The following is a 19778-nucleotide window of genomic DNA, read 5'->3' as shown; positions in this document are numbered from 1 at the left end:
ACAAACGAAGGAGCAACGGCATGAGCGAGACAAACCCGGGCCGCCGCACACGAAGCGTCACGGCGGAAGCCATGGCAGAACGCCGGCAAAGCATTCTGCAGCACGCCTCGCAGGTAATCTCCCGCGAGGGCGTGGAGGGTTGCTCCTTCGCCGAACTGTCCGAGGCTTCCGGTTTCAGCATCGGCATGATCCAGCACTACTTCCGGCACCGGGAACGGCTCATTGGCGCCGCAGTGGAGTACCGCATCGACGAATCCCTCGCCGAATGGCAGCGCATCTACAATCACGGCAGCAACGCCGTGGAACGTCTGCACGACCTCCTGACGTTCTCCATCCAGAGCGACACCCCGTTCGAGGAAGCCTGGGGCTTCTGGCTGCAGATCTACGCCGCCGCCCACAAGAACTCCGAGATCAGGGAAAGCGTCGCTGCAGTCTGGACTTCATGGCGGGGCCTGTTCGTCCGGGCGCTCGAGGAGGCAGTTGACGAAAAACTGCTCCAACCGGCCCTCGATATCGACGAAGTGGCTACCTTGCTCCTGGCCACGATCGATGGCCTCGCGATTCAGTCCCTGAACGGGGTCCACAGCTTCTCACCTGCGGAGATGATCGAGACCCTGCACCGCTTTGCCGCCCGGGAGTTCGGCATCGACGCCGACGAATTCATCCATAAGAAGCGCTCCAAACTCGTGGACGCGCACTAAGACGCGCGCCAACTCGCGCAGGAACGACGCGGGCTGTGCGCTGGAAAGGACCATCTGTGGGGGAACATCACAACACCATGGCTGCCGAGGCCGTGGAGTTTTGCAGCACCTTGATCCGCATCGACTCCACCAACACCGGCGATCCCGCCACCACCGGCGACGGCGAATCGCGCTGTGCCGAATATATTCAGTCGTTGCTCGCGGAGTTCGGTCTCGAAGGCCAACTGATCGAAAAGACTCCCGGCCGCGGCAACCTCGTGGTCAGGATGAGGGGCAGCGACCCCGAGGCTCCGGCCCTTCTGGTGCACGGCCACACCGACGTCGTCCCGGCAAACGTCGCGGACTGGACCGTGGATCCGTTCTCCGGCGAGATCAAGGACGGTTTCGTATGGGGTCGCGGCGCAGTGGACATGAAGGACATGGTTGCCATGACCGTGGCGGCCGTCCGTCAATTGCGCCGCGAGAACTTTGTCCCCAGGCGGGACATCGTCTTCGCCTTCGTGGCCGATGAGGAAATCGCCGGCGAGTTCGGTGCCCAGTTCCTCGTGGACGAGCACCCTGGACTGTTCCACGGCGTCACCGAGGCGATCGGTGAAATCGGCGGCTTCTCCCTCCAAATGCGCGACGACCTGAGGCTCTACCTGCTGGGAGTCGCGGAAAAGGGGGTCGCTTGGGCAACGCTGACCGCCCACGGAACCACAGGCCACGGTTCCATCGTGCCCAACGAAAGCAACGCCGTCGCGCGCCTTTCCTCCGCCCTCGCACGCATCTCGGAACACAAGTGGCCGGTGGTCCAGGGTGCCTCGCTCTCGGCATTGGTGGAGCAGTTGGGCGAGGCGCTCGGCCGGCCTTTGGATGGTGAAATGCTCGACGACGAACTCGCCTCGCTCGGTCTGCTCGCCGCGATGCTCCTCCCGGGCTTGCGCACCAGCGCCGTCCCGACCCAGTTCCATGCCGGCTACAAGACCAACGTCGTTCCCGGGACAGCCACCGCTACCGTGGATTGCCGCATCGCCCCGGGCACCGATGACGAGTTCAAAGCGCAATTCATGGAGCTGCTGGGGCCCGGCATCGAGGTGAGCTGGGAGGAAGGCCGCTCGCTGGAATCACCCGCCCGCGGCGCCCTGCTGGACGCGATGCAAGCGGCGATCACCGCCGTCGACCCTGCAGGGAAAGCGCTCCCGTTCGTCATGTCCGGAGCCACGGACGCCAAAGCTTTTTCGCAACTGGGCATCAATTGCTACGGCTTCTCGCCTTTGCGGCTTCCCGAAGGCTTTGATTTCGCGGGCATGTTCCACGGGATCGACGAACGCGTCCCCGTCACGGCCATCCACGCGGGCACCCGCATCCTGCACGAATTCCTCAGCGCCCAGTAACCACCACTCGTCCGGCCGCATCGAAGCGGCCGCCCACCGACCCCGAAGGACCACCATGACCCTCACCACAGAGCTGTCGCACACCGGCCGGATGGCCAAGCGTGCGGCCGGATTCCAGCCCTCCCCCGTCCGCGCAGTCTTCGATGTTTCCATGCAGCCGGGCATGATCTCCCTCGCGGGCGGCAACCCCTACCTGCCTGTCCTGCCGATGAATCGCATCGCCGCGATGGCGTCCGACGTCGTCGCTCGCCGCGGGCTGGAGGCCCTCCAGTACGGTTCCGGTGCGGGAACAGAGGAACTGCAGGCCCTGATCTGCCAGGTGATGGAGCTCGAAGGCATCACGACGTCGCCGGAAAACGTGCAGATCACCGCGGGCTCGCAAATGGCACTGGAACTCGTCACCAAGCTCTTCTGCGATCCCGGGGATGTAGTGATCGCGGAAGGACCGACATATGTGGGCGCGCTCGGCGTGTTCGAAGGCTTCCAGGCCGACGTCGCGCACGTGGCCATGGACGACGACGGCGTCGATCCCGACCGCCTCCAGGACGTCATTTCCGGGCTCAAAGCCGCCGGCAAAACCATCAAGTTCTTCTATACGATCCCCAACTTCAACAACCCCAGCGGTATCAGCCTTTCCCTCGAACGGCGGCAGCGCGTGGTGGACATTTGCCGGGCCGAAGGGGTGCTGATCGTCGAGGACAACCCCTACGGCCTGCTGAGCTTCGACGGCACTCTCAAACCCGCCATGCACTCACTCGACCCGGACAACGTGTTCTACCTCGGCTCGTTCTCCAAGATCTTCGCTCCGGGCCTGCGTGTCGGCTGGGTGGTGGCTCCGCAGGAGGTGCGCGGCCGCCTTCAAATCGCGTCGGAGGCAACCACGATCTGCCCCTCGGTCTTGAGCCAACTGGTGGTGGAGCAGTACATCAGCAGCTTCGATTGGCGGGACCAGATTGCCGCGTACAGCGCCGTCTATGCCTCCCGCTGCAAGGCCACCCTCGACGCCTTGGCCACCTACATGCCCGAAGGTACCCGGTGGACCAGCCCGAGCGGCGGATTCTTCACCTGGGTAACGCTGCCCGAGGGCACCGACACCGATCACGTGCTTGCCGCGGCCATCGAGGCGGGAGTCGTGTTCGTGCCCGGCAGCGCCTTCTACGCCGACGGCGGTGGCAGCAACCAGCTCCGCGTCGCCTTCTCCTACGCCCCGGAAGAGCAACTCACCGAGGGAGTCAAGCGCCTGGCTGAGGCGATCCGCCGGGTCTAAGGCTCCCTGCCGTCACCCAACCTGGCGAAATCGCCGGAAGGCTGCGGGATCGCCGGAAGGCTCCGGCGAACTGGCAGCTTTCCGGCGATCTGGTGCACGGCGAACCCCGACGTCGGCACTCACCTGAGCGCCGACGTCGGGGTTTAGCTGTGTTCAGCCTCAGCCCGCGTACACCCGCACGCCGTTGACCCAGGTCTCCACGACGTCGATGCTGCTGATGTCAGCTTCGTGCGCCTCGAGCGGGTCGGCGGCGAGGATCACGAAGTCGGCCAGCTTGTCTGGCTCAAGGGAACCGAGGTCCTTCTCGCGCCCCATGGCCCGCGCACCGTTGATGGTGTGGGCGCGGAGGGCCTCGACGACGTCGATCTTCAGATCGTCCGAGCCCAGCTGGACGCCGGAGCGGGTCTTGCGGGTCACGGACGTCTGGATGGCTTCCAGCGGACGGGGATCGGCCACGGGCGCATCCGAGCTCATCGTCACGGGGACCGCTGCGGCCACGAATTCGCCGAGGGGGTTGAAGCGCTCACCCGGGGAGCCGATGGCATCCGTGACGCCGGGACCCCAGTTGTAGTAGTGCTGCGGCTGGTTGACGGGCATGATCCCGAGCTCGGCCATCCGGTCGATCTGCGCCAGGGTAGGCAGTCCGCAGTGCTCGATCCTGTGCCGGTGATCGGCTCGCGGCGAAACAGCCAAAGCCTCGCTGACGGCGTCGAGCACCAACTGAATGGCGGTGGGCGACTGTGCATGGGTGGCCGTCTGCAGTCCGGCGTTGTGCGCCTTGGCGACGAGGGCGCGGTACTCGGCCGGCTCGTGGTAGAGCGAGCCGGTGCGGCAGGGATCGTCGCGGTAGCCTTCGGGGAAGTACGCCGTCCAGCCGCCCAGGGTGCCATCGGCATAGAGCTTGATCCCTGCGAAGGACAGGAGGGAATCGCCGAACTTGTCCACCAGACCTAGTTCCAGGACCTCGTCCAGGAGGCTCGACAGGAAGTACGCGTTGATCCTCGTCACCAGTTCGCCCCGCTCGACGAGGTCCAGGTAGGCGCCGAATTCGCGCTTGGTCACCTGGGCATCGCCGATGGTGGTCACGCCGTGGCTGAGGAACTCGCGTTGGGCGTGCAGCAGCTGGGCGCGGTGGTGTTCCTTGCTGTCCCCGAGGTGGAAGTTCGGTCCGTGATGCCCCAGCTTGACGCCTTCGTCTCCTGTGAGGATGTCGCAAGCGGCGTCGGAGAGCTCACCCGTCAGTTCGCCGTGGGCGTCCCGGAAGAAGGTTCCGCCCGGCGGGTTGGGCGTGTCGCGGTCCACTCCGGCTTTCGCGAGTACGTACGAGTTCACCACTCCGCCGTGGCCACTCGCGTTCATGACGTACACCTCGCGTGTGGTGGAGACGGTGTCGAACTCCTGCCGCGTGGGGTGGCGCTGCTCGGCAAGGTTGCGGTGCTCGTAGCCATAGCCCCGGATCGGGGTGTCCCCCGGATTGTCGGCCGCAGCCTTCGTGAGCAGTTCAAGCATGGTGGGGATATCCGGTGCCGCCTCGGGACCGCAGTCCACCCACGACAGCAGCTGTCCGTACATCAGGGGATGCGCGTGCGGGTCGATGAAGCCGGGCACCAGCGTGCGGCCCCCGAGGTCGACGACGTCGGGCACCGCCGTCGTGAGCTTGAGCGCCGCGTCGCGGCACTCCTGTGGCGTCCCGACGGCGGCAACACGGTTGCCGATGACCAGCATCGCCTCCGCGATGGTGTTCAGGGAGTCGACAGTTCGGATGCGGCCGCCGAAGAACAGCGTTGCTGCCGGGGCTACGGGGGAAGTTTCATGGGATGCCAGGAATGACATGGGAATGACCTTTGCGTGTTGAAGTTTGCGGTACGGCCGGAAATCAGCGGGCAGGTGACAGCTCGAACAACGGGGTGTCCGGGGCTCCGCTGCGGGCTTGGGAAATGACGTTCTGCGCCTGGATCCTGACGTATTCGGCCAGCGTGTACTCCGAGAGGAAGCCGACGTGCGGCGTCACGAGGATCCGCGGGTGGCCCATGAGCGGGTGGTCGGCAGGGGCCGGTTCGACGTCGAGCACGTCCAGCGCCGCGGCCCGGATATGGCCGGAGTCGACGGCGGCGCGCAGGGCTTCGTCGTCGATCAGCTGCCCGCGGCTGACGTTCACCAGGTAGCTGCCCTGCCGCATCGTGGCGAGGCTTCCGGCGTTGATGATGTGCCGGGTTTCGTCCGTGAGCGGCATGTGCAAGGACACGACGGCGGATTCGGCCAGGACTTCCTCGAAGCCAGTCCGGCGGATGCCTGCCTTGGCCAGCATCTCCCTGGTGGTGGGAGTGTCCGGGAGGTACGGATCGTAGCCCACCACCTCGCCGAAGACGCCGGAGGCAAGTTCTCCGAGACGGCTGCCGATCCGCCCGAGTCCGATCAGCCCCAGCCGTTCCTGGCTGAGGCGGAACACCGTGCTGTCCGGGCGGCCGTTCCAGTCGCCCTCGGCCACGCGTCCCTGGAAAAACGGGATTTCGCGGGTGATGGCGAGGGCAAGCGCGAGCGCGTGCGAGGCGACTTCTTCGGTGGCCACGCCGGGAAGGTTGCTGACCCAAATGCCGCGCTCCTTGGCGGCATCCAGGTCAACGTTGTCGAAGCCCATCGAGACCAGGGCGATGATCTTCAAGCCCGGGATCGCGTCCATGACCTCGCCAGTCACGGGCGCGTAGCCCACCAGCAAGGCCTCAGCGTCCTTCGCCTGTTCCGCGATGACCGCGGGATCCTGGGTGCCAAGATATCGGACGTCGTAACCGTTGTCCTCGAGCAGCGCGACGCCGGCGGAATAGTCGAGGTCCTCCATGTCCGTGTAGACAGCGAGGGGGCGGTGCTTAGTGGACATGGCTCAAGAACTTCCTGGTGCGTTGGTGCTGTGGGTTGTCGAAGAACTCGTCCGGGGATGCTTGTTCCACGATGACGCCACTGTCGAACAGGGTCACTTCGTCGGCCACCCGACGGGCGAAACGGACTTCGTGGGTGACAACGATCATGGTCATGCCGTCGTTGGCCAGGCTTTCCATGACGTCCAGGACTTCGCCCACCAATTCGGGGTCGAGGGCGGAGGTCGGTTCGTCGAAGAGGAGGACGTCGGGGTTCATCACCAAGGCGCGGGCGATGGCCACGCGTTGCTGCTGGCCGCCGGAGAGCTCCGACGGGAAATGCCCGGCACGGTGCGAGAGACCCACGCGCTGGAGCATGGCCATGGCCTGCTCCTCGGCTTCCTTGTGATGGATCCCCTTGACGGAGGTCAGCCCGAGCATCACGTTGCGGCACGCCGTCAGGTGCGGGAACAGGTTGAACTTCTGGAAGACCATGCCGATGTTGCGGCGTTCCTTCGCGAGTTCGCGTTCGGGGAGGGCCACGGCTCCGCTTGCTTTCTCGCGGACACCGATGCGCCGACCGCGGAGCCGGATCTCGCCGTCGTCGGCTGGCTCGAGGAGCGCCATCAGGCGCAACATCGTGGACTTGCCGGAACCGGAAGGGCCGAGCACTGCCTTGACTTGTCCCTGACGGATGTCGAATTCGACGCCGCGCAGGACGTGCTGGTCCTGGTAGCTCTTGTGGAGGTTCCGCACGCTTAGCACGGGATCGTTGGTGGACCAGGTTTCCGGGCCGCTGTGGGTCATGACTGCACTCCTTGGCCGACTGGTTCCAGGATGGAAGGCTTCTTGGATTTGGACCGTGACGTCCAGACGAATTTCTTCTCGACGTAGCTTTGGAGAAGCGTCAGAAGGCTCACGATGATGAGGTAATAGACGATTGCCGCGGCGTAGTACTCGGCGTAGCGGAACGTGATATTCACTCCCACTTGGGCCGTGGTGAGGAGTTCCTGGAGGGAAATCACGGAGGCCAGCGAGGAGAACTTCACGAGGCCGATGAATTCATTGCCCGTCGGAGGCAGTGCCGTACGGATGGCCTGCGGGAGGACAACTTTGAGCATGACCTTGACCGGCGACATTCCAAGCGCCCTGCCGGCGAGCGCCTGGCCGTCGTCGATACTGAGCAACGCCGAACGGATGATTTCCGCCATGAAGGCCGCTTCCACGATGCCCAGGCCGATGAACGCGGCAATGAACGGGGAGAACCAATCCTGGCGGAGGACGGGAAAGAGCTGCGGCAAGGCGTTCCAGATGATGAGCAGCACCAGCAACGCAGGGATGGCCCGGAAGAACCAGGTGTAGATTCCTGCGACGCCCTGGGCGATCCGGCTGCGGGAGGTGCGTCCCAGGGCAACGGCGAAGCCGATGGCTGTGGCCAGGATAAGTGAAAGCACCGCGACGGCAACGGACAGGAAAGCCCCGGACATGTAGCTCGGATTCACGAGTTGTTGGACGAAGATGTTGACGTCGAATTCCATCACCAACTCCTTTCGCTTGAGGTGGCGGAGGCCGCAGCGCTGTTGCGGCCTCCGCGGGGAGGATGGCTAGGGGACGTCGACGATCGTGGGATCGAGCTTGTTGTCCTTGGCGATCTTGGCCAGGGTGCCGTCCTGGTGGAGTTCCTTCAGCGCTTGGGCGATGGCGGGAGACAACGGATCGTTCTTGCGGGTGAACACGCCGAAGGTGGTGTCGGCCGGGAAGACTCCCGGGGCCACGCTGAGCTTGCCTTCGTTCTGGCTGGCCATGTAGGCGGCCGCCACATTGGTCTCGATCAGGGCCTCGGACTTGCCGTTGATGACAGCCAGCACCGTTTCAGCGGTCTTGGGGTATTCGGTGAGCTTGGGCTCGTCCTTGCCGGCTTTCTTGCACTCGTCCTTGAGCGCAGTGATGCGGGCGGCGTTGGAGGAGGCACTCTGCGCTGCGACGGAGTGGCCGCACAGGTCCAGTGCGGTCTTGTAATTCCCGGTGCTGCTTGGGGCGGCGAGGATCGCGGGACCGGCGTTCATCACGGCTGAAGCGTCAGCGACGTCCAGCCGGGCCTTGCTCATGTACAGGCCGCCGAAGATCGCGTCGCAACGGCGGGTTTGGAGTCCGGGCATGAGGCCGTCGAACGTGGTGACCTCGAACTTGGCGTCGACGCCCCAGTGCTTGGCGAGCGCCCGGGCGGCATCGGCGTCGAACCCTACGATGTCACCGCTGGAACCGTTGGCGTAGTACTCCAAGGGCGCGTATTCGGGGTCGATACACAGGGTGAGCTTGCCGCTCGTGGTGAGTCCCTTCGGCGCGGTGGCCGAAGCTTGCCCGGTGGAACTGGGGGAAGCCGCGGCGGAGCAGCCGCTCAACAGCAGGGCCAACGCAGCGGCCGCCAAAGCGGGCTTCGTGAACTTGAGCATGTGCAGATCTCCAATTGAACTGTTGGGGTCGCGTGGGAACGCGAGTCGGAGTGCGCCGATGTGGCGTTGATCACGATGCTAGCGAAAAAAGCAGTCAAATCAAGCGAATCAGTTGTTTAATACTGATGTGACACAGTTTTTGTATTCAAGTAGCGACTTTTTAATCCAAATCACTCGCCTATCTCTTGACTTGTGGAAGTATTGAGTACGACGGCGGCGCTCGGCTTGCCGGGGCGCCGCACCTTCGCTGAGCACCCACCGCCGCGGCCCCGAAGACAAGGCGGTTATTGTGAAGACCATGCATGATCTGGACGACAGGCTGATCCGCCTGCTGCAGGCCGATGGCCGCGCCTCGTTCAGCGAGCTATCCAAGCAACTGGGCGTGACGCGCTCCGCCGTGACGGCCAAGGTCAATGAGCTCACGTCCTCGGGAGAACTGCGGATTGTCGCGGCAGTCCATCCGCGCCTGCTGGGCCTGACCGCCGTCGCGCACATCTCCATCCAGCTCAACGGTTCCGCACGCGCGGCCTTGGACAGGTTGAGCCAATTGGATGGCGCAGTCTTCGCCTCCCTGACCACGGGCAAATACGGAATCATCGCCGAACTCCGTCTGCCCACGGTGGAAAGGCTCTACGAAGACGTCGAGGCCATCCGTCTTTGCGAAGGCGTGGCTGGCGTCGATGTCCTCATGTACAAAGAGGTGGTCCGCAGCCTCTTCCTCGGCAAGGAACCGCCGGATCCCCGGCTCGAACTAGACCAGGCGGATCTGCTCCTCATGAGCGAGCTGCAGGTGGACGGTCGGCTTGGTTTCGAGGCCCTCGGCGAACGGATCGGACTTTCGGCAAGCGCTGCCAGGATCCGGGTCCTTCGTCTGCTGGAAGCCCGCGTCATGCAGATCGGCCCTATCCGGAGCCGCTCCGGTTCTTCGCGGTCCATGGCCTTTGGCTTCGGAATCTCGACGGCGGCCGGAACCGAGGAGGCAATCGACTTCTTCTCGGCGACGCCCGGCGTGGAGTTCATCGCCAGTTGCCTCGGCAGGCACGATCTCGTAGCCACCGTGGGCGTCAGCTCACTGGACGAAATGTACGAGATCCTGGACAAGGTGCGGGTGATGGACTCCGTGGCAAGCGTGGAGTGCTGGCTGCACCTGAAGATCGTCCAGGAACGATACGCCAAGCCCCTCGACAAGATGCTCGCGACCAAGGCCCAATCCAACGGCCACTAGCCTCCCCGACGCTCGCTCACACACAAGACCGTTCGGCGTGACGCTCGCTCACATATATGGCCATTTCGGCCAACGCCCGCTCACATATATGGCCATTTCGGCCAACGCTCGCTCACGTATATGGCCATTTCGGCCAACGCTCGGTCACAAACAAGGCCCTCCGGGCGGACGCCCGCTCACGTATTCCTTCGTTTCCGGGCAGACGTGAGCGGGCGTTTCGGAATTGGCCTTCATATGTGAGCGAGCGTCAGGCTTTGGCGATCGCTTCTTCCAACGCACCAAGGACGAGAGTCACCGAGGCCCTGTTGGCGTTCGGACCCATCATGCCGATCCGCCAAACCGTCGACGTAAACGCACCCGCCCCGGAGCCGATTTCCATACTGAAGTTCTCCAGAAGGTAAGCGCGGACGGCGGCCGAGTTCACGCCGTCGGGCACTTTGACCGTGGTGAGGCTCGGCAATCGCGAGCCCTCGGCGGCAAACAGCTCGAGTCCCATCGCTTCGAGGCCGTCGCGCAACTCAGCCCCGGCTGCACGATGCCGGGCCTGAACATCCGCGAGCCCCTCGGCCAAGATGCGGTCCAGTCCGGCCTCAAGCCCGGCGATCATGGTCACCGGCGCCGTGTGGTGATAGGTCCGGCTGCCACTCGCCGCGCCAACATACCCGCCCAGGAGGCCGATATCCAGGTACCACGAACGGGGCTCCTTGATGCGCCGCTCGAAAGCGCGCTCGGACACTGTGAACGGAGACAAGCCGGGGGGCGCTCCCAGACACTTCTGCGTCCCGGCATACCCGACGTCGATCCCCCAGTCGTCAGCCAGAAGTTCCACCCCGCCGATGGAGGTCACCGCGTCCACGATCAATAGTGCGTCGCCCTTGCCGGCGCCGAGGGGCGCGACGTCGGACAGGACACCTGTGGAGGTTTCGGCATGGACGGCGGCAATCACCTTGGGATGGGGGTGCGCGGCGAGGACCCGCTCCGGATCCACGGGCTGGCCCCATTCATGGTCGACGCGGACTACCGTGGCGCCGCAGCGCCGGGCAACCTCACACATGCGCTCCCCGAAAAGCCCGTTGACGGCAATGACTGCCACGTCGCCGTCGGACACTGTATTGACGAAGGCAGCCTCCATGCCGCCGGATCCAGTGGCACTCAACGGCAAGGTGCGGGCATTCCGTGTCCCCCACACCGTCCGGAGCCCGGCGCATGTCCGGTCCAGCCGCTCGATGAACACAGGATCCAGGTGCCCGATCACCGGATACGCCAACGCGGCGGTCACCTCCGGATAGCAATTACTCGGACCCGGTCCGAAGAGATACCGGGAAGTCAGGACCTCGGGCATGGCGGAACTCCTTTGGCTCGTTGCTGACATTGTCCACCAGACGGCAAAGGTGAGCGAGCGTTTCGGTAGAACCCACCAAAGGTGAGCGAGCGTTTCAGGTAAGCCGGGCGGAGAAGGAGGACCGGGGTGCGGTATTCTCTTGACACCACGGCAGTCATTGGATTCACTATTACGTATGCTGAAATAACAGTTCCATGATGTGGGAGACCTGGAGTGCGGAGGCGCGCAGGTCCATCCGGCAGGAATCGCCGGAGTTCCGCATAGCCAACACCATGGATGCCAGCACTCGCACGAGGAATGAACAAGCATGCAGCTTGAAATATTCAACAGCGTGGACCGTGCGGACGCCATCGACGTCCTCCGCCCATGCCTCGACATCCAGCGTTGGGTGGAGCACATCGCAGATGCGCGCCCCTTCAGCGGCTTGGACTCCTTGCTCGATTTCGCCCGGGAAACCGCCGAGCCGTTCACATCGGACGAAGTGGCGGCCGCGATGGCCCACCACCCTCGGATCGGCGAACGACCCAAGGCACAGACCACCGAAGCGGCGATGTCCCGCTCCGAACAGGCCGGCGTGGACCCCGGCGATGACGGCGTCGTCACCGCTTTGGCCGAGGGCAACCGTGAGTACGAGGCCACGTTCGGCCGCGTCTTCCTCATCCGGGCCGCGGGACGGACAGCCAAGGAAATCCTGGCCTCGCTTCAAGAGCGACTGGGCCACACAGCGGAAGAAGAAGACGTCATCGTGGCCGGCCAGTTGCGCGAAATCGCACTGCTGCGCCTTGCCGGCGTCATCAGCGAAGCCAGCGCGAGCGAAGGAGTGCCCAGCAAATGAGCGTTTCCCAGATCACCACCCACATCCTGGACACCGGTTCCGGGCGCCCGGCGGCCGGGGTCGCCGTCGTTCTCTCCGTGCGCGACGGCGACAACTGGAGGCCCGTGGCGAGCGGTACCACCGACGCGGACGGCCGGATCAAGGACCTGGGCCCCGAGAGGGTCGACGGCGGCAGCTACCGCCTGAACTTCGCGACCGGTCCGTATTACAAGGCACAAGGCGTGGCCACCTTTTTCCCGGAAGTGGACTTGAGCTTCACGGTGTCCGACGCCGGTGAGCACTACCACGTGCCCCTCCTGCTCAGTCCCTTCGCGTTCTCCACGTACCGGGGCAGCTAACTCCACCCATCGATTGCTCCGTAACTGTCGTTTTCAGGCGACATAAGGACAGTTACGGAGCAATCGATGGAAGCTCCGCTAGTCGATCGGTGTGACGTAGGCTCCCGAGATGCCCCCGTCAACCATGAAGGTCGAAGCGGTAATGAACGAGGCGTCGTCGCTTGCCAGGAAGGCTACCGCAGCGGCCAGTTCCTCGGGCTCGGCGAAGCGGCCCAAGGGGACGTGGACCAAGCGGCGCGCGGCCCGCTCCGGATCGGAAGCGAAGAGTTCCTTCAGCAACGGGGTGTTGACCGGCCCGGGGCACAATGCGTTGATCCGCACACCCTTGCGCGCGAATTCGACGCCGAGTTCGCGGGTCATGGCCAGCACACCGCCCTTGGAAGCGCTGTAGGAGATCTGCGAGGTCGCCGCACCCATCACCGCCACGAAGGACGCGGTGTTGATGATCGAGCCCTTGCCCTGTTCCAACATGTACGGCAGCGCGTATTTGCAGCAGTAATAGACACTCGTCAGGTTGACCTCCTGGACCCGGCGCCAGGCGTCAATTCCGGTGTCGAGGATCGAAGCATCGTCCGGCGGTGAAATGCCCGCGTTGTTGAATGCGATATCCACGCTGCCATAGTGGCTCTTGGCAGCGGCGAAAAGGTCGATGACTTCCTGCTCGTCAGTGACATTGACCTTCACGAAGATGCCATCGACGGCGGCCGCAGCCGCTTCCCCGGCTGCCGGATCGATATCGGCGATGACCACGTTGGCGCCCTCCGAGGCGAAGCGTTTTGCCGTGGCCAAGCCGATCCCGCTGCCGCCGCCCGTGATGACGGCTGTGCGGTCCTTGAGTCGGTGTGAAATGAATTCGGTCATGGTGATCTCTCCTTGAATGGTGGGGCTTCCAAAGTTGGTGGGTTCAGTGCGCGATGAAGACGTTCTTTACTTCGCTGAAGGAATCGAGGGCGTCGGGACCCAGTTCGCGGCCCAGGCCCGATTGCTTGAAGCCGCCGAACGGCGTCGAATACCGGACTGAAGAGTGGGAGTTCACCGAGAGGTTTCCGGCATCCACTCCCCGGGCCACGCGCAAGGCCCGGCCAATGTCTCGGGTCCAGATGGATCCGGAGAGGCCGTATTCGGTGTCATTGGCAATGCGTACTGCGTCTGCCTCGTCGTTGAACGGTACGACGACGACGACAGGTCCGAAGATCTCCTCCCGCACTGCCGGGTCGTCGAAGGAATCGGGAGCCAGGACTGTGGGCGGGAACCAGAATCCCGGCCCTTCGGGCACCTCGCCCTGGAACACTATGGGCGCTCCCGAGGGCACAAAGCCCGCGACCATTTCCCTTTGCCGGGCGGAAATCAAGGGCCCCATGACGGTACTTTCATCCGCAGGGTCGCCGACTTTGACAGCCCGCACGGCCGATTCCAGGAGCTCCAAGAAGCTGTCGTAGGCCGATTTTTCCACCAGGATCCGGGACCTGGCACAGCAGTCCTGTCCGGCGTTGTCGAAGGCGCCACCGGGAGCGGCCGCAGCAGCGGCCTCAAGGTCGGCGTCGGCGAACACGATGTTCGCGCTCTTGCCACCCAACTCGAGCGTCACGCGCTTCACTTGGTCGGCGCAACCGGCCATGATCTGCTTGCCAACCCCGGTTGACCCGGTAAAGACGACCTTTCGCACCGCAGGGTGGGTGACGAACCGCGCCCCCACTACGGAGCCCTTCCCGGGGATCATCGTCAGCACGCCGTCAGGAAGGCCGGCCTCGCGCGCCAGCTCACCCAGCCTCATCGCCGTCAGCGGCGTAAGTTCCGCAGGCTTAAGTACTACCGTGTTGCCTGCCGCGAGCGCCGGAGCGAAGCCCCACGCCGCGATGGGCATGGGAAAGTTCCACGGCACAATGATCCCAACCACGCCCAGCGGCTCGTGGAAGGTCACATCGAGGCCTCCGGCAACCGGGATCTGCCGCCCGAAGTGGCGCTCAGGGGCCGCCGAGTAGTAGCTGATGACGTCGCGCGCATTGCCCGCTTCCCAGCGGGCGTTGCCGATCGTATGCCCCGCGTTGCGGACTTCCAGCTGTGCGAGGTTCTCCAGATCGGCGTCGACGGCGGCCGCAAACCGGCGCAGGAGCAGTGCCCGGTCCGACGGCGACACTTTCCGCCAGGTCTCGAAGGCGGCGGCCGCGCGGGCAATCAGCGCGTCCGTTTCGGCGAGGGATGCCAGCTCAACGGTTTGAAGGAACTCTTCGGTGGCCGGATTGATGATGTCAAAAGTTGTGGCACTCACGCCCAGCTCTTTTCTGTCGCTGTGGATTCCGTCGATGGGGCGAGGCCCTCAACGTAAACTTCCTTGTCCCGGTACCTTCTGGCTGCGTCAATGAATCCTTCAAAGAGGCGCAGATCGGAAGGATTTTGTTCAGGATGAAACTGAACGCCCAACGCCCAACTTCCCCGGGTGGATTCGACGGCTTCCACCGTGCCGTCCGCCGCGCGCGCCGTGACGCAAAGACCGTCAGCCACCCGGTCCAGAATCTGGTGGTGATACACCGGTGCGGATGCCTTTTCGCCTAGTAGTTGGGCGCTGATGCTGCCCGGCCGTGTATCGAACTCAACCTCCCCATAGACTCCGGGAGCGGGCTGGTAGTTGGCCTCGGGCAGAACGTCAGGCACATGCTGGATGAGGTTTCCGCCCAAGGCCACGTTGAGGATTTGAGCACCGCGGCAGATTGCGAAGAGCGGAACCCCCTTCTCCAAGGCGGCCAACGTCAACGCGATGTCGTGCTCGTCCCGCGAGGGCTGGCTGCGAGTGCTCGGGTGGGGCTCGGCGTCGTAATTTCCAGGGTCGACGTCGGCGCCTCCCACCACGATCAGGCCATCCACGAGGTCAAGGACGGAAGTATCGGTGCCGATGGGCGGCAGCAGGAGAGGGGTGCCGCCTGCCGCCACCACGGCTTCCAAATACGTTGCCGGCAGTACCGCTGCTGGCGCGTCCCAAATCCCCCACTTGGCGTTTTGAAGATAAGTAGTCAACGCGATGCGTGGCGGCCTCGAGGTTGAACCCGCACCTGGAGCCTGCGTCTGGATCATCGCCTACAGCCTTTCGAAGCCGCGGCGGAGCTCCCAGTCGGTGATGGCGGACTCAAAAGCTGCCAGTTCGACGTCGGCGTAGTTCACATAGTGCCGCACTACTTCCTCGCCGAAGACTTCCTTCGCGATCACGGAGTTGGCGAACAGGTCCCGCGCTTCCCGCATCGTCGTCGGAACGGTAGGAGCACCCGAGGTGTAGGCGTTGCCAGTGGTTGCGGGTTCGAGTTCGAGCTCATTTTCGATTCCGTAGAGCCCGCCGGCGAGCATGGCCGACAACGCCAAGTACGGATTCACGTCGCCACCCGGCAGCCGGTTCTCCAGCCGCGCGCTCTGCCCATGCCCCACGAGGCGCACCGAGCAGGTGCGGTTGTCGAGTCCCCAGGCCACCGCCGTCGGGGCGAACGAGCCTTTGACGAACCGCTTGTAGGAGTTGATGTTGGGAGCGTAGAAGAGCGTGAATTCCCGCATCGTGGCCAGCACGCCGGCGATGAAGTGATCGTAAGTCTTGGTGCGGGCGCCGGTGGCCTTGTCCCAGAAGACCAGCTCATCGTCGAGCCCGCGAAGGGAAAGGTGGATGTGGCAGGAATTGCCCTCACGCTCGTTTGGCTTGGCCATGAAGGTAACGGATTGGCCCATGTCGTGGGCAATGTCCTTGGCCGCGGTCTTGTAGACGGAATGGTTGTCCGCCGTGGTGACCACCTCGTCATACTTGAACGCGATCTCGTGCTGGCCGAAGTTGCATTCGCCTTTGGCGGATTCGACGGTCATGCCGGCCGCGTACATCTCGTTCCGGATCCGGCGAAGCAGGGGTTCCACGCGGCCGGATCCCAGGAGCGAATAATCCACGTTGTATTGATTCGCGGGGGTGAGGTGCTTGTAGTCCAGGTCCCATGCTTGCTCGTAGGAGTCGTTGTAGACCACAAACTCAAGCTCGGTTCCAGCGAGTGCCTTCCAACCGCGCTCGGCCGCCTTGTCCGTCTGGCGTTTGAGCATGGCGCGGGGTGAAACGGAGACCGGGGTGCCGTCGATAAGGGACAGATCGCACTGGATCAGCGCGCTCCCCTCGCGGTAGGGAAGCACACGGATGGTGTCCAAATCCATGTCGAAGAGCATGTCTCCATAGCCCTTTTCCCACGAGGAAATGTCATAGCCATCCACGGTGTTCATTTCGGTGTCAACGGCGAGGAGGTAATTGCAGCCCTCGGTGCCATGCTCCAGCACGGAATCCAGGAAGAATTGCGCGTGGAGGAGCTTGCCCTGAAGCCTGCCCTGCATGTCGGTGAAGCCGAGAATCACGGTGTCTATGGCGCCGTCGCCGATCTGCGCTTTGAGTTGCTCAACGGTGAGCATACGGTCATTGCGAGGGTGGGCGGTGGTTTTCACGGTGTTCGAAATGTCGTTCGGATTGTCGTTCATCGTGGTGCTCATTTCAGTAGTCCCTTGAGTAGTGCGGCAGTGGACTCGCAATGCAATTCCATGACGCTCCGGGCCGCTGCAGGCTCGCCGTCGAGGATGGCCTGCACTATCAATCGATGTTCTTGGTTTGAATGTTCGATGTTCCGCTGCAGGAAGGGGATTTCCGCCAGGAACTCGTGGATTTTTGTCTGGATGGTGGTGCTGGCTTTGTTGAGCTCGGACGACCCCGCAACAGCGGAGAAAGCCAGGTGGAGGCGGGCATCCGCTTGCCTGTATTCCACCGGGGAACCCGCGTTTTCAACCTCGGCCAAGGAATCAATCAGGAGCTGACGCTGATCCTTGCTGAGCCGCATTGAGGCCGCCCGCTGGCAAGCCCCGGGTTCAATCACGGAACGGAAGATGAGGATGTCGCTGATTTCCCCCTGCCGGTCCTTATTGTCGAGGCGCTCCGGCGGCCGGGCGTTACCGACCGGTTCCACGATGGTTCCGCCGCCTCGCCCACGGACGGTCGTGACGAAGCCCGCGGCCCGCAACGCGCTGATCGCTTCCCGCAGCGTGGCCCGGGAGACCTGCATGCGCTCGGCCAGGTCGCGCTCGGGCGGCAGGCGCTCACCGGTTTTGAAGATCCCCAACTGGATCGCCGATCCCAAGTGCTCGACGCACGACTCGAACGCCATGTGTCCGCGCACGGGAAGCAAGACCGTCTCCAGCAGGGGCGATTCAATCGGTTCGGCGAACAACATGGTGGCCTTCCTTGGTGGGAGACCGCCGGCGGAGAACCGCCGGCGGCCCGCGTGTGTTGCTAGTTGAGCAGCTTATCGGCGTCGATCGTCAGGTGCTCCTGTTCGGCACTCGTCATGAACGTCCTGCGCCCCGTGGTGTACCAAAGCACGGTGGCAAGGAGGAAGACGACCACGACGGCGATCGGCGCGTAGTTGAACGTGTCGATGGTGATGTCCGCGACGGGCGGAAGAACGAAGAGAATCACGATGATGGCGACCCACACAATCGCTATCCAGTTGATGATGGGACTCCATTTTCCGAGATGCCACGGGCCTGGTACGAAGTTCTTGTTGAGCCTGCGGAGCAACACCGGGGTGATGTACGCGATGTAGAGGCCAATGACGGCGACGCTCGTCACGGCGAAGTACGCGGTGGTGTTGAACAGGGCGGGTGAAGCGAGCACGATCGCGCAGCCAACGCAGAGCCAGATGGAGTTTGTGGGTGTGCCGCTCCGGGCGTTGACTTTGGCCCAGATACGGGAGCCCGGCAGTGCATTGTCGCGGGAGAAAGCGTAGGTCATGCGTGAGTTGGCGGTCACCGACGCCATGCCGCAGAAGAACTGTGCGCCCACCACGATGGCGAGCAGGAATTTCGCTACGCCAGGGTTGCCCAGTGCATCCAGGAAAATCTGTGCCGGCGGCAAGCCGGTTGGTGTGGCACCTAGGGTGGTCAGACCCTCCTCAGAGCCGTTCGGGATCGCCGCAACGAGTGAGTAGAGCAGAATCCAGCCACCAATGATGGAGATGACCACGCTCATGACAATCCCCTTGGGAGCCGCGATGGCTGCGTTCTTGGTCTCTTCGGCAACGTGCGCCGAAGCATCGTAGCCGGTGTAGGTGTACTGCGACATGAGCAGGCCCATGAGGAAGACGTACGGCCCGAAGGTGAAGCCGGTTTCGTTGTGCCACGCCGTCATCGTCCAGTCGAAGGACTGGTGGCTCGTGGGCATGATCCACAGCGCCGCCACGATGATCGCGACGCCCACAATGTGCCACCAGGCGGAGACATTGGACAGGAAACTGACAATCTTGACGCCGAAACTGTTGAGCAGGGCGTGGATGATCATCAAGACGACGAACAGCGCGAACGTGCCTCCTGCGGTGGGCTCGACGCCGAAAGTCAGCGCCGCGAAAGCCATCATTGTTGTGGCGCAGCCAAAGTCGATTGCCGCAGTGACGGCCACTTCCCCGAGGAAATTGAACCAACCGACGTACCAAGCCCAGGCCCGCTTGTTGCGTTTGGCGAGCCTGCCTGCCCAGAAGTACAGGCCACCGGCTGTCGGGTAACGCGAACAAACCTCGGCCATGGAAAGAGCCACGCACAGGACCAGCAGGCCGACGATCGGCCAACCCACGTTGATGGCAGCCGGACCGCCGGACTTGAGCGCAATGCTGAAGGAGGTAATGCAGCCAGCCAAGATCGAAATGATGGAAAACGAGACTGCGAAGTTGGAGAAGCCGGACATGCCGCGATGTAGCTCTTGCTTGTAGCCAAGCTCGGCGAGGGCCGCAGCATCTGCGTCTTGCACAGCCTGCACCTTCGCTGCCGTAGAACGATCACTCATGATTATTCTCTTTCTAAACGGAAGGGGGAGCGGGCCGACACCGCTCGCATCGATAGTGACCCAGTTCACATCAATCTGTCAATGGTCTGACTTCAGACCACAAACCAACCTCTTCGGAACGGTAAGCTGGAAGGCATGGTTTCTGAGGGCGCGAACGCCGACGGCACATCGCAAAACAGCACGTCACACAACAGCCCGGCACGCAACGCCGCGGCAGACAACGGCATTCCGGAACGCCGCGGGATCACGGTCCGGCGCGCACCGAAGTTCGTTCCATTCATGGGCCTTGGCGGGGTGCTCGGCATCATCGTTGCCGCATTCGTTGCCTACGGGATCCCCGGCGACGAGAGTTTCAACACCGGCGCGGTCTTCGGGTTCTTCCTTGTCTCCTTTGCCGCTGGCGGCGTGCTGCTCGGTGCCATCGCAGCCCTCGTGCTCGACCAGGTCAGCGTGCGGCGCTCCCGGCGCGCCGTCGTCGAGTCCGTACCCGACGGCACAGAGGACGACCGCGAGGGATAGGATCCCGGTCACAATGCCGCGTGAGGGAAAGTACCACG

Annotated in this window: 19 protein-coding genes; 7 read left to right on the top strand and 12 right to left on the bottom strand. The window is 63.6% G+C overall.

Annotated features, from left to right (window positions below; all coding sequences use genetic code 11):
- Positions 1-20: 20 nt before the first annotated feature.
- From ACSBOX_RS02290 to ACSBOX_RS02280, 3 genes are read left to right on the top strand one after another with little or no spacing between them, the layout of a single operon-like run.
- Positions 21-701, top strand: coding sequence for a TetR/AcrR family transcriptional regulator (locus ACSBOX_RS02290; protein ID WP_442544611.1), 681 nt, complete (start codon positions 21-23; stop codon positions 699-701).
- Positions 702-757: 56 nt separating this feature from the next.
- Entirely contained in the window at positions 758-2077 is a 1320-nt protein-coding gene (locus tag ACSBOX_RS02285) for a M20/M25/M40 family metallo-hydrolase (RefSeq protein WP_442544610.1), read from the top strand.
- Positions 2078-2132: 55 nt separating this feature from the next.
- Positions 2133-3344, top strand: a complete 1212-nt coding sequence (locus ACSBOX_RS02280) for an aminotransferase-like domain-containing protein (protein ID WP_442544609.1) — start codon at positions 2133-2135, stop codon at positions 3342-3344.
- A 159-nt stretch (positions 3345-3503) separates the two neighbouring features.
- Here the strand turns inward: ACSBOX_RS02280 and ACSBOX_RS02275 are convergent, their stop codons facing one another.
- The 5 genes from ACSBOX_RS02275 to ACSBOX_RS02255 all read right to left on the bottom strand — a co-directional run bounded on the left by ACSBOX_RS02275 (position 3504) and on the right by ACSBOX_RS02255 (position 8649).
- A complete protein-coding gene (locus ACSBOX_RS02275) occupies positions 3504-5177 on the bottom strand; it encodes an amidohydrolase (protein ID WP_442544608.1) in 1674 nt (557 codons plus the stop codon).
- A gap of 43 nt (positions 5178-5220) precedes the next feature.
- Positions 5221-6219 carry a C-terminal binding protein gene (locus tag ACSBOX_RS02270; RefSeq protein WP_442544607.1) on the bottom strand — a complete coding sequence of 333 codons (999 nt, stop codon included), beginning with the start codon at positions 6217-6219 and terminating at the stop codon, positions 5221-5223.
- Entirely contained in the window at positions 6209-7003 is a 795-nt protein-coding gene (locus ACSBOX_RS02265) for an amino acid ABC transporter ATP-binding protein (RefSeq protein WP_442544606.1), read from the bottom strand. Before ACSBOX_RS02265 ends, ACSBOX_RS02270 begins: the two co-directional genes overlap by 11 nt.
- Entirely contained in the window at positions 7000-7734 is a 735-nt protein-coding gene (locus ACSBOX_RS02260) for an amino acid ABC transporter permease (protein WP_442544605.1), read from the bottom strand. The genes ACSBOX_RS02265 and ACSBOX_RS02260 overlap by 4 nt, the downstream gene beginning before the upstream one ends.
- 66 nt (positions 7735-7800) lie before the next feature.
- Positions 7801-8649: a transporter substrate-binding domain-containing protein gene (locus tag ACSBOX_RS02255; protein WP_442544604.1), complete on the bottom strand. Its 849-nt coding sequence runs from the start codon at positions 8647-8649 to the stop codon at positions 7801-7803.
- A gap of 298 nt (positions 8650-8947) precedes the next feature.
- On the opposite strand from ACSBOX_RS02255, the gene ACSBOX_RS02250 reads away from it, so the two are divergent.
- Positions 8948-9874 carry an Lrp/AsnC family transcriptional regulator gene (locus ACSBOX_RS02250; protein WP_442545944.1) on the top strand — a complete coding sequence of 309 codons (927 nt, stop codon included), beginning with the start codon at positions 8948-8950 and terminating at the stop codon, positions 9872-9874.
- A 247-nt stretch (positions 9875-10121) separates the two neighbouring features.
- On the opposite strand, the gene ACSBOX_RS02245 is transcribed toward ACSBOX_RS02250, so the two are convergent.
- Positions 10122-11216 (bottom strand): pyridoxal-phosphate-dependent aminotransferase family protein, encoded by a 1095-nt coding sequence (locus ACSBOX_RS02245; protein ID WP_442544603.1) that lies wholly within the window; start codon positions 11214-11216, stop codon positions 10122-10124.
- 307 nt (positions 11217-11523) lie between these two features.
- On the opposite strand from ACSBOX_RS02245, the gene uraD reads away from it, so the two are divergent.
- Together uraD and uraH are read left to right on the top strand one after the other, a co-directional pair.
- Entirely contained in the window at positions 11524-12051 is a 528-nt protein-coding gene (uraD, locus tag ACSBOX_RS02240; protein WP_442544602.1) for a 2-oxo-4-hydroxy-4-carboxy-5-ureidoimidazoline decarboxylase, read from the top strand.
- Positions 12048-12389: a hydroxyisourate hydrolase gene (gene uraH / locus ACSBOX_RS02235; protein WP_442544601.1), complete on the top strand. Its 342-nt coding sequence runs from the start codon at positions 12048-12050 to the stop codon at positions 12387-12389. The genes uraD and uraH overlap by 4 nt, the downstream gene beginning before the upstream one ends.
- A gap of 78 nt (positions 12390-12467) precedes the next feature.
- Here the strand turns inward: uraH and ACSBOX_RS02230 are convergent, their stop codons facing one another.
- The 6 genes from ACSBOX_RS02230 to ACSBOX_RS02205 all read right to left on the bottom strand — a co-directional run bounded on the left by ACSBOX_RS02230 (position 12468) and on the right by ACSBOX_RS02205 (position 19221).
- A complete protein-coding gene (locus ACSBOX_RS02230; protein WP_171983479.1) occupies positions 12468-13250 on the bottom strand; it encodes a 3-oxoacyl-ACP reductase in 783 nt (260 codons plus the stop codon).
- A gap of 43 nt (positions 13251-13293) precedes the next feature.
- Complete coding sequence (locus ACSBOX_RS02225; protein ID WP_442544600.1) at positions 13294-14658, bottom strand: aldehyde dehydrogenase family protein; 1365 nt, start codon at positions 14656-14658, stop codon at positions 13294-13296.
- Positions 14655-15458 carry a gamma-glutamyl-gamma-aminobutyrate hydrolase family protein gene (locus ACSBOX_RS02220; RefSeq protein WP_442544599.1) on the bottom strand — a complete coding sequence of 268 codons (804 nt, stop codon included), beginning with the start codon at positions 15456-15458 and terminating at the stop codon, positions 14655-14657. Before ACSBOX_RS02220 ends, ACSBOX_RS02225 begins: the two co-directional genes overlap by 4 nt.
- Before the next feature lie 3 nt (positions 15459-15461).
- Entirely contained in the window at positions 15462-16808 is a 1347-nt protein-coding gene (locus ACSBOX_RS02215; RefSeq protein ID WP_442545943.1) for a glutamine synthetase family protein, read from the bottom strand.
- Between the two features lie 74 nt (positions 16809-16882).
- A complete protein-coding gene (locus ACSBOX_RS02210; protein ID WP_442544598.1) occupies positions 16883-17617 on the bottom strand; it encodes a FadR/GntR family transcriptional regulator in 735 nt (244 codons plus the stop codon).
- A gap of 59 nt (positions 17618-17676) precedes the next feature.
- Entirely contained in the window at positions 17677-19221 is a 1545-nt protein-coding gene (locus ACSBOX_RS02205) for an amino acid permease (RefSeq protein ID WP_442544597.1), read from the bottom strand.
- A gap of 135 nt (positions 19222-19356) precedes the next feature.
- Here ACSBOX_RS02205 and ACSBOX_RS02200 point away from each other — a divergent pair, with 135 nt between their 5' ends.
- Positions 19357-19740 (top strand): hypothetical protein, encoded by a 384-nt coding sequence (locus tag ACSBOX_RS02200; RefSeq protein ID WP_442544596.1) that lies wholly within the window; start codon positions 19357-19359, stop codon positions 19738-19740.
- Positions 19741-19778 lie beyond the last annotated feature (38 nt).

Source organism: Arthrobacter sp. KN11-1C (assembly GCF_052180225.1).
Classification (GTDB): domain Bacteria; phylum Actinomycetota; class Actinomycetes; order Actinomycetales; family Micrococcaceae; genus Arthrobacter.
This window is presented reverse-complemented; position numbering and strand designations above follow the sequence as displayed.